This window comes from Rhodococcus sp. PAE-6, assembly GCF_025290685.1.
Classification (GTDB): domain Bacteria; phylum Actinomycetota; class Actinomycetes; order Mycobacteriales; family Mycobacteriaceae; genus Rhodococcus; species Rhodococcus pyridinivorans.
In genome coordinates this window covers 1-251 of record NZ_JAOCLZ010000170.1, presented here as the reverse complement: position 1 = coordinate 251, position 251 = coordinate 1, and the positions used below count along the sequence as shown (strand labels likewise).

1 protein-coding gene is annotated in these 251 nt (G+C 74.1%); it reads right to left on the bottom strand.

Translation table 11 applies throughout. The features are described 5' to 3' along the window. Positions 1 to 251: phosphopantetheine-binding protein (locus NVV99_RS26670; protein ID WP_260783321.1), on the bottom strand; the 251-nt coding region annotated here is incomplete at both ends.

Genomic DNA, 251 nt, shown 5'->3' with positions numbered 1-251 from the left:
GGCCTCGCACAGCGACCGCACCCCCAGATCGGTGCCGAAGGCGTCGTTGATGCGGGAGATCACCCGGGTGCCGACCAGCGAGTTGCCGCCGAGCTCGAAGAAGCTGGCGTCGGCGCCGACCTCGGCGACGCCGAGCTGGTCGGCGAAGATCGCGGCCAGCGCGGTCTCGGTCGGCGCCATCGCCGCCGCCCCACCGGCGCCGGCGAAGACCGGTTCGGGCAGTGCCGTGCGGTCGAGTTTGCCGACGGCGG